The organism is Candidatus Infernicultor aquiphilus (assembly GCF_002784285.1).
In the GTDB taxonomy this organism is placed as follows: Bacteria; Atribacterota; Phoenicimicrobiia; order Phoenicimicrobiales; family Phoenicimicrobiaceae; genus Infernicultor; species Infernicultor aquiphilus.
The window spans coordinates 1-10264 of the sequence record NZ_PFKO01000256.1 but is presented as its reverse complement, the minus strand read 5'-3'; the positions used below and the strand labels follow the sequence as shown (position 1 = coordinate 10264).

Annotated in this window: 9 protein-coding genes; all 9 read right to left on the bottom strand. The window is 36.0% G+C overall.

What is annotated here, in order from left to right; all coding sequences use genetic code 11:
- On the bottom strand, nucleotides 1–971 hold a 971-nt coding region (locus COZ07_RS06890), incomplete at its 3' end, for a FeoB small GTPase domain-containing protein (protein ID WP_406607833.1).
- On the bottom strand, nucleotides 971–1201 hold the full coding sequence (locus COZ07_RS06885) for a ferrous iron transport protein A (RefSeq protein ID WP_406607832.1): 231 nt from the start codon (nucleotides 1199–1201) through the stop codon (nucleotides 971–973). The genes COZ07_RS06890 and COZ07_RS06885, both read right to left, overlap by 1 nt.
- A 64-nt stretch (nucleotides 1202–1265) precedes the next feature.
- Nucleotides 1266–1697, bottom strand: coding sequence for a metal-dependent transcriptional regulator (mntR, locus tag COZ07_RS06880; protein ID WP_406607831.1), 432 nt, complete (start codon nucleotides 1695–1697; stop codon nucleotides 1266–1268).
- 406 nt (nucleotides 1698–2103) lie between these two features.
- A complete protein-coding gene (locus tag COZ07_RS06875; protein WP_406607830.1) occupies nucleotides 2104–2334 on the bottom strand; it encodes a MoaD/ThiS family protein in 231 nt (76 codons plus the stop codon).
- 31 nt (nucleotides 2335–2365) lie between these two features.
- Nucleotides 2366–4201 carry an aldehyde ferredoxin oxidoreductase family protein gene (locus COZ07_RS06870; RefSeq protein WP_406607829.1) on the bottom strand — a complete coding sequence of 612 codons (1836 nt, stop codon included), beginning with the start codon at nucleotides 4199–4201 and terminating at the stop codon, nucleotides 2366–2368.
- A 110-nt stretch (nucleotides 4202–4311) separates the two neighbouring features.
- Nucleotides 4312–5991 (bottom strand): Na+/H+ antiporter NhaC family protein, encoded by a 1680-nt coding sequence (locus tag COZ07_RS06865; protein WP_406607828.1) that lies wholly within the window; start codon nucleotides 5989–5991, stop codon nucleotides 4312–4314.
- Nucleotides 5992–6082: 91 nt separating this feature from the next.
- The gene (locus COZ07_RS06860) at nucleotides 6083–7384 is read right to left on the bottom strand and encodes a cyclic 2,3-diphosphoglycerate synthase (RefSeq protein WP_406607846.1); all 1302 of its coding nucleotides are present in this window, start codon (nucleotides 7382–7384) and stop codon (nucleotides 6083–6085) included.
- Between the two features lie 122 nt (nucleotides 7385–7506).
- Nucleotides 7507–8811, bottom strand: a complete 1305-nt coding sequence (locus COZ07_RS06855; protein ID WP_406607827.1) for an aspartate aminotransferase family protein — start codon at nucleotides 8809–8811, stop codon at nucleotides 7507–7509.
- Nucleotides 8812–8896: 85 nt separating this feature from the next.
- Nucleotides 8897–10141, bottom strand: a complete 1245-nt coding sequence (locus tag COZ07_RS06850; RefSeq protein WP_406607826.1) for a saccharopine dehydrogenase family protein — start codon at nucleotides 10139–10141, stop codon at nucleotides 8897–8899.
- Nucleotides 10142–10264 lie beyond the last annotated feature (123 nt).

The following is a 10264-nucleotide window of genomic DNA, read 5'->3' as shown; positions in this document are numbered from 1 at the left end:
CCAATTAAAGGAATTATACTATAAAAATAATTCAGTAATGGTTCTTCTACTATTTTCCCCACCTTAAAAACTAAATTAAAAAACAAATAAAAAATTAGACCTAGAGAAATATATCCCAAAATTGGATGCATTAAGACATTATCCAGATAATCTATTAAACTTGCATGGGGCTTAGTAAGTGAAACTACAGATTCGTAAATATTCATCGATAAATGATGCCGTTCAGAGGAAATAACTACATCAGGAGGTCTGCCGTGAACTTCTTTAAGCAAATTTTGAAAGTAATTAATCTCTTTAAAAATTTTTTTATCTCTATTTTTAAAATCTTCCATAAAATAACGATCATTCTCTAAATATTTAATAGCCAAAAATCTTTCAGGCACATTAAATTCTTTACTAATCTGCTTCTCCTTAATTTGTGCCGATAATTTTTCTATCACTTCCTCTACATCTTTACTAAAGTTCAGAGTTTTGCCTATTTTCTTTTTTTCTCCCATCTTATAGGCTGTTGAAAAAAGCTCTTTTATTCCCTTTCCTTTTACCGCAATTACCGGTACTACTGGAACATCGAGAATTTTAGATAACTTTTCAATATCAATCTTAATTCCTTTACGATCAGCTTCATCAATCATATTCAGACATATTACCATAGGTATTTTAAGTTCCAAAAGTTGAAGGGTAAGTTCTAAACTTCTACTTAACAATGAAGCATCAATAACATCTATAACTACATCAACGCTATTCTTTAACAAATACTTTCGAGCTTCAAGCTCAGCCAGGTCAAATGAGGTTAAAGAATAGGTCCCTGGCAAATCCACTAACTCTAAAGTCTGACCAAAAAGATTAAATTTAGTTAAATTATAGGTTACGGTCTTTCCAGGAAAATTAGAAGTTACTGCCTTATATCCCGCAACACTATTAAAGATAGTACTCTTACCTGAATTTTGTTGTCCCATAAGAGCTATTTTCATTATCCTACCTCCACCGTTACTTTTCTTGCCACTCCTCTACCTAAAGCAACTTGATTGCCGTGAACACTAATCAAAATAGGTCCATGCATAATAGCACTTTTTTTTATAACTATTTCATCCCCAAAATGTATACCCAAACCTCCTAAACGTTGTCTTAATCCCCATCCCCCAGAAATATTAATAACTCTTACTTTTTGACTTTCCTTTACTAAATCAAGAGTAGTTATCATCTTAGTTTAATCCTCTCCTTATAATTTTTTGATAAATTACAGATTTTTTATAATTCTTTTTGGTTTATAGCATATCTTTCTTTTTTAAATATTTTTGAAAATTCTCTGCCCATTTAGAATTATCTGGTAATAGATGTACAAATTCTATAAATTCGAGTAAACAATTGATAGTCTCTGGGGAAACATCATGCTCAAGCTTACAAGCGTCTTGATCAGCGTTTTCTTCACTAACCCCAATAATTTTCAAAAATTCCACCAATAAACTGTGGCGTCTTTTAATCTCTCGGGCTAATTTTTTACCTTTGTCAGTAAATACAATTCCACCATATTTCTCATATAATATATAATTATTTTCTGCCAATTTCTTAATCATCTCAGATACACTTGGGCGGGTTACTTCTAATTTATCGGCAATATCTTTTACTTTAATGTATCCTTTTCTACTCTGTAAATTCCATATCGCTTCCAGATAATCTTCCATATTTCGGGTAGTCATTTAATTTTTACTCCCCCTTCTTAATTACTCTTAGCTTTACTTAAAATTATTTTTAATCTAAAGGTTTACCTATCATTATTAGGTATACCTAACTATTCAAATCATATCACTATTGAATAAAAATTGCAAGAAAAAATTTATAAAACAATTCTCCAATTTACCAATTAATTAGTTGTTAGTATATCGTATCGCATAAGGTTGAAATAAAAAGACGTAGGGGCGTATTGCATACGCCCTCAATAATTTATGAAAACGTAGGACCAGTCTCCTCCGCTTTCATGAGGGCAGGCCTGCCTATCTATTAAGCATTATGTTTCTCCATAAAATAAAAAACAGGAGGTTAAAAAACCCCCTGCTTTTAATTTATTCTAAAGACATTTTCTTTTTACAAAAAATTTATTCTAATTTACCCACCCGAGAAAAACGGCGCTATAACAATTCTGTCACCATCTTCAATTTTATCAGTGGAGTTTATCTTCTCTCCATTGCGAATAACTACGAGGGGAAATTGCTTTTTTAGATTTATTTTAGATAATAATTCCTCCATAGTTATTGATTGAGGAAGCTCTAAATCTTTCTCACTAAATCCAGAATGATAGATTAAGTAACTGATAATTTTTAATTTAATCTTCACCATTTAAGTAAAATCCAATTCATTTACAGCTAGATTATTTCAAGGAAACAAACTTTTCCAGCTCGACAGACTCTTTTTCTAAATCCAGTTCTTGCATAGTCTTTTGCTTAGGAATACCTCTTGCGTCCCAATTCCGTAATTCGTAATAATAATCAAGTAACTGTCCATATTTATCCTTATCCAGGACTTTCCCAGCGATAATTCCTTCTTTATCAGCATTAGAAGGGTTAAACCAAATTTCTGGCGGATAGTCCCAATTTCTATCCCAATCAGGAAATTCTCGCACCCAGAAGGCCCGAATAAGAGCATAAATTCTATCTGCTACTTTCCAAAAATCATTAAGATTCCAATTCAATCCAGTAATTTTATTAAAATATTCTACATAGTGATCAATTCCCCAACCTAATTCAACCCAAGGGAATCGACAAGCCACAATAGTTTCAAAAAGACCCCCTCGAATTCTTTGTAATTCAATTACTTTTTTTGCCTTTCCTTGGTCATAAGAATCTCTTATGGTCTCATTAATTTCATAAGTGATAATCCAGGCTTCTTTATGATGAGCACCAATAGAGGAGGTCCCAAAAGCTAAAGCCATGCCGGGGATGAATTTACAATTATAAGCTGATATTTCTAATCCTTTTACCTGCATGGCATAAGTGCTTGAGCCTTGACCAATCTTTTCAGCCATTTTTTTAGTTCCCTGAGCAAGAAAATCTCCCTCTTCTTCTCTATAGGCAATTTTTCTCAAAAGTTCTTTGGCTTTTTCGGTTTCCCCAAATTTAAAGTCTCCTTTAATAACACCTTGTTTAATCACATCGGCATAAAAAGCTAAAACTCCTCCCGCTGAAATAGTATCTATTCCATAATCATCACATAGATAATTCAAGGAGGCAACCTGGGGTAAATCAAAAATTTCCAGGTCGCTTCCTAACATTCCAATATTCTCATAGTCCAATTCTGATTGATGTCCTTCTTGATCTAAAATAGCTATTCCGCAAGGCATACTACAGTTTGGACAGCCATAGGTAGCCACCCGAGCAGCATTTAGCCTTTCTCCATCTATTTTCCAGGCATCTTTAGAAGAAGTCTTTCTCATATTGCTTACTGGTAAAGCAGCTACTTCATTACACCAGGCTAAAACACCGGTAGTACCTTGTTTAGACCATCCAGTTTTTTGATCTATTTTTCTCACCTTTTTCAAATCACTATGCCCCAGCTCTTTCATAGCTTCTGGTTCAGCTACAGGTATCTCTTTAGTTCCTTTAACTACAATGGCTTTTAAATTCTTGGAACCCATTACCGCCCCCATACCAGGTCTACCTGCAGCTCTTCCTTCCATACTACGAATCATTGCATATAAAACCTTATTCTCACCAGCTTGACCTATGGTGAGAATACCGGCCGAACTTCCATATTTTTCATTAAGCCATCCTATACTTTTATATGAACCTTGGCCCCAAATTTCGTTAGCCGGAAGAAATTCTATTTTATCATCTTTAATATATAAATAAGTGGGGATATTTGCCTTCCCCTCAATAATTAGAAGATCATAACCTGCTTTCTTTAATTGGATGGTCAGCCGAGTACCTAAGTTTCCATCTCCATAGCCTCCAGTAAGAGGTGATTTCGCAGCTACCACAGTCTTCCCAGTATTGGGAGCAGGAATACCTGCAATAGGACCAACGGCAACAATAAGTTTATTCTTTGGCCCTAATGGGTCAATTCCTGGTTCTAACTCATCCCAGAGAATTTTGATAGCAAAGCCTCTTCCTCCCACCCATTTTTTGACAAACTGTTCGCTAAGTTGTTCTTCTTTAACTTTTTTAGTAGTTAAGTCTATCCTAAGAAGTTTACCGATCCATCCTTTCATTTCAAAACCTTCTAATACCATAATTTACCTAAATGAAGCCATCTTACCTTTTTACAATCAAAATAAGATGGCCTCATCTTTTAATTATTTATTAATAACTAAAATTTGTATTAAACTTCTTTTACTTCCTCTATCTTAGGTTCAGGCAGAGGGAAGGAAATTCCAGCTGATTTTGCGGAAATTGACGAAAATAGATAAAGTAGAATTCCCACTAATATTATTCCTAAAGGTAATATTAAACCTACCGAAATACCACTTCCTGCTGCGAGGTAAGCTAACACTGCCACCCCAGAAGCGGTAAAGGCGTAAGGAATTTGAGTTTTTACATGGTCCATATGGTCAGAACCTGAGAACATCGAAGACATAATAGTAGTATCAGAAATCGGTGAACAATGGTCTCCCATAACCGAACCGGTTAATATTGCAGATATGGCCAAAGGTAAAGGAACACCTAAAGCAAGGGCTAAGGGAATAGCTATGGGTACAGCAATAGCCATAGTCCCCCAGGAAGTACCGGTAGCAAAGGAAATCAGGTTACAGATTAAAAACATAACCATAGGTAATAAAAGGGGGGAAATTACTCCTTTAGCAGCATTTACTACATAAGGAGCAGTCCCTATTTCACTGCAAACATCACCGATTGACCAGGCGGAAAGTAAGATCAAATTAGCTAAAACCATCATTTTGGCTCCATCTATAAAGGCATCCATCATATCGGCTAAAGTTCCAATACCTTGAGCTTTATACATAATTATGGCAATAATTACTGCAAAAAAAGCTCCCCATAAAAGAGCAGTCATAGCATCGGCATCGGAAATTGCGGCGATGAATGATTCGGCAGAAGTTCCTCCCCCAGTCCACCACATTCCAAACATACTAATTCCTACTAGAGCAACGAGAGGCACAACCATATTCATAGTCTTCTGTGGAACATTTTCTAACATTCTTAATTGACTACCACCAGAAAGCGGGGTTGCTCCATCAGCAAAAACTTTACCGGTGGTTCTTGTTCTATATTCAGCTTTTAACATAGGACCATAATCCCTTCCAGATAAGGCAATGGCCAGAACCAATATTAAAGCAAAGATGCTATAAAAGCTATAAGGTATAGAATGTAAAAAAATAGAATAGGGAGTCATAGTAACTGAAGTGCCTTCAATAGCATCACCGATAAGCCCTACCTGATAACCAATCCAGGTAGAAATTAGAGCTATAGAGGCTACTGGGGCAGAGGTAGCATCTACAATAAAAGATAATTTTTCTCGAGACATACGCAACTTATCAGATACTGCTCTAAAGGCATTTCCAACTATAGCAGAATTGGCATAGTCATCAAAGAAAATTATCAAACCGAATAACCAGGCCGTAACTTGTCCACCACGAGAAGTCTTTACTTTATTAGTAACACTCTTAACAAAGGCTTGGGCTCCACCAGAAAGACAGATTAAACCAATAAGCCCGCCAACCACAAAGTCAAATAGTAAGATGGTAGCATTCCAACTATCTGCTGCATTCCCTACAATATAACCCAGGGTTTTAGTAACCCCGCTTAGGGGATTCCACCCTATTAAGATAGTGGCTCCTACCCATATACCGATAAACAGGGAGGCTAAAACTTGTTTAGTTATAAAACATAGAGTAATAGCCACTAATGGTGGCAATAAAGATAAGAAGCCGTAATTTTTTGCTACTTCTTCTTCAGCAGCCCAAGCTATTCCAGATAATATAAAGAACATAAATACCAGTAAAGTCAACAATAATATATTCTTATACTTGTTCCAATAATACATTCTTAATTCACTCTCCTTTTTTTAAAAAATAAACTTTTTCTCACCACTCAATTATAACCAATCTGTTAATTATGTCTTAAATCCCCTAATATCACCTCCTGTCTTTAAATTTTTGGTTCAAGACTTCTTCTAAATTCGGTCTACCAATTTCTTGCAATTCATATTTCACTCTTATTGATTTCTTATTAATCTGGATAATTCGGGTTAAATCAATAGGAGTACCAATAATGACTAAATCACAGTCAGCAGCATTTATAGTTTCTTCTAATTCTTGAACCTGTTTTTTACCATATCCCATTGCCGGTAACAAGATGCCTATGTCGGGATATTTAACATAGGTCTCGGCAATAGAGCCTACGGCATAGGGTCTGGGGTCTATAATCTCTTTAGCTCCAAATTTTTGAGCCGCCATTATCCCAGCACCATATTTCATTCCACCATGAGTCAAAGTAGGACCATCTTCAACTACCAATACCCTCTTACCTCTAATAAATTCGGAATGGTCCACGGTAAGTGGAGAAGCGGCCTCGATTAAAATAGCTTCGGGTGCAAGCAGATGAATATTTTCTCTTAGAAGATTAATCTTATCTAACTCAGCAGTATCTATTTTATTAATTACTACCACATCAGCCATTCTGAGATTAGCCTCTCCGGGATAATAAGTCATCTCATGACCAGCTCGATGAGGGTCAGTTACCACAATATGCAAATCCGGTTGATAAAAAGGAAGATCATTGTTCCCTCCATCCCAAAGAATTAGATCAGCTTCTTTTTCTGCTCTGGTTAATATTTCTTGGTAATCTACTCCGGCATAGAGTATATTTCCTCGATCGATATGAGGTTCATATTCTTCCCTTTCTTCAATGGTACAATTATAACAATCTAAATCGGCATAAGTCTCGTATCTTTGCCAGATTTGTTCTCTAAGATCACCATAGGGCATAGGGTGCCTGATTACAGCAATCTTGTAGCCATTTCTTTTTAATATTTCGCTAACCTTACGAGTAGTTTGGCTTTTCCCACAACCGGTGCGTACAGCACATATTGATACTACCGGAATCTTAGCTTTTAACATGGTGTTTTTTGGCCCCATTAATCTAAAGTCAGCACCACTCGATAATACTATGGAAGCTTTATCCATAACATACTGATGGGGAAGATCACTATAAGCTAAAATTACCTGGTCTATTTCATTTTTTTTGATTAAATCGGATAGATCTTCTTCTAGATAGATTGGTATCCCTTCAGGATATAATGGTCCAGAAAGTTCAGGAGGATACTTCCTACCGGCGATATCTGGTATTTGAGTAGCCGTAAAGGCAACTACTTCATAATTTGAATTATTTCTAAAATATACATTAAAGTTATGAAAATCTCTTCCAGCTGCTCCCATTATTATAACTCTATCTTTTTTCAATTAAATATTCCTCCTCTTAACATTAATTATTTTATTCGACATAACTTTTAAAAATCCTCTTTTTATTTTTATTTTTTATTAAAAATCTAAAAAACCTACTACACTTCAGCAACTGCCTTTTCTAACACATCGAGGGCCTCATCTAACTGTTCATCAGTAATCTCGAGTGAAACCAGCATCCTTAAAAGATTTTTATTTATTCCTGCGCCAGCAATAAGCACTCCATTTTTTACACATTCCTGAATAATCTGAGCAGTTTCTTCTGTGGCAGGTTCCTTAGTTTTTCTGTCTTTTACTAATTCTATAGCCATCATCGCTCCCATACCACGCACCTCACCTACTATAGAATATTTATCTTTCATCTTAAGGAATCGTTCTTTTAATTTTTCTCCAATCTTTACTGCCCTATCTAAAAGGTGTTCTTCTTCGATAATTTTTATCACTTCAAGAGCAGCTCTACAGGCTACTGGGTTACCCACACAAGTACCTCCAATACATCCTCCCGGAAGGGAATCGGTAATCTCTTTTTTAGAAATAACCGCTGAAAGAGGCAGGCCGGCAGCTAAAGATTTAGCCAGGCAAATAATATCTGGTTCTATATCCCAATTTTCTATGGCAAAAAACCTTCCCGTCCTTCCTATACCACTTTGAATTTCATCGGTAATAAACAACATCCCATATTTTTTGGTTAATTTTCTTAAGTGCTCTAAAAATCCTTCTACCGGAAGGTTAAATCCTCCTTCTCCCTGGATAGGTTCAACCACTATAGCGGCAACAGAGTCAGGGGTTACAGTATTAGCCAGTATTTTTTCAAAATCTTCAATTTCAATAGAAGGATGATAGGGAGTGGGGAAAGGTAGGCGGTATATTTCAGGAGCAAAGGGTCCAAAATGATATTTATAGGGCATCGCCTTATGGGTCATAGTCATAGTCAGAAGAGTCCGTCCGTGAAAAGCATTTTCAAAAACAATTATAGCTGGTCTTTTAGTGTAGGCTCGGGCAATCTTTACCGCATTTTCCACTGCTTCTGCTCCGGAGTTAAAAAAAGCAGCTGTTTTAGGGCTATTTCCGGGGGTTAACTTTACCAGCTTCTCGGCTAATTCCACCAGAGGTTCATAGGGAATAGCCGTAAAATCGGTATGTAGGTATTTTTCTGCTTGATCCTTAATTGCAGCTACCACTTTTTTATGGGTATGTCCTACTGCCAGACATCCCCATCCCCCGGTAAGGTCAATAAACTGATTACCGTCTACATCGGTAACTAAGGCTCCCTCACCATGGGCAATATAACAGGGAGAAAGAGAATCTCCCATAGGTTTAGCCACATACTTTTCTCTTCTTTGGGCAATTTCTTGGGACTTTGGTCCTGGTAAACTGGTTTTAAGGGAAATGAATTTGGTCATATAATTTTTCTCCTTTACCAAAATTTAACCAATTGAATTGGTATACTAAATATTCTAAAAAATTTACTAACCCATTAATATCTTATTACATCTTCTTAGAAACCTCAAGAATATTTATTTTCCTCCTTTTTAATTCTTCAAAGTATTTTTCATAAATTTTTCCTTCTATAGCATCTTCAGGTGCTACTATCCCTTTCTTGGTTATCTCTCCTTTTCCTAACATTACTGTAGCAATTGCTTCGGGAAAGGCAGTAACTCTTCCCATAGCAGAAATACCATTTTCGAGATCTGCTCCTTCCCACATATAATAATCGATTCTTATTTTTTGACCATTTTTTACTCCAGTTACTGTATTCCACATTACACAAACATCAGTTTCACCTTCTAAGGGTTTAAGCCTGGGAGTTATAACAAAAGATAAAAACTCACGAGGAGATATCTTCATATTTTTAAAATTTACCGGAGTAGATTCAAGCATCCCACATTCTTTTAACATCTTCACCCCCTCCCAATGACCTGGCCAACGAATAGTCTTTTCTGTACATTCTTTAAGTTGTGGTCTGGTATAAAGAAAACTGGGCATCCCTGGTGTAATGGCACAGGTCAACTCTTCGTCTCTACCTAATTGGTTAAATCTAAATTCTTCAAGATCATCCATTGCCTTTGCTTCTACAATTTTACCGTCCTTAACTACATCTACTTTAACCATATACTCTCTTAAAACATGCTCAAAGGTCCAGGTAATCATATATTTTAACGGATGTTTGTAGGCAAACTCTTTAGCCGGTATCCCTCCACATCTGGCTATAGCTGAGTCTGCTTGATCCATTTTCCTAATACCTTCACCTAAAGTAATATTAGTTAACCCTGGAGCAAAACCCATTCCATCAATAAAGGTTACTCCATTCTTTACCGCTTTTTGGTGAAGTGATTCTCCATATTCGTTTAAAGTCATTCCACTGGGAATTTCTAAACCTTCAACTTCATATTTATCTGGTTTCCTATGATATTCTTCTAAAATATCTACTGTATTGAGCCCTGTATCAATAGCCATATCCACAACTTTGTAACTGCACTTTCTATTGGGTAGAGCAATCGCCCCCACATCATATTTCTCCATTAATTTCATAGTTTCCTGGCGATTATTAACGTCAATGGCATGAAGCACTATTTTATTACTATTTATCCATTTTTTAATCTTTTTAAGAGTATTTTCCTGTCTGCCGGTAATTCCAACAATTCCTACTTCTTCAACTTGATAATTTTTAGCTAAATCCCAGGCAACAACAGAGCCCATCTTTCCTGATCCTCCAAAAACTAAAACTTTCATCTTCTTTCCTCCTTATTTGGTTATTCAGTTATTAAATTAGTCGATAGTGAATAAAAGTACTGCTTTTACAGTAGGGGTCGGATTTATCCGACCCGTTTTCATTGCGGGTCCGATGAATCGAAC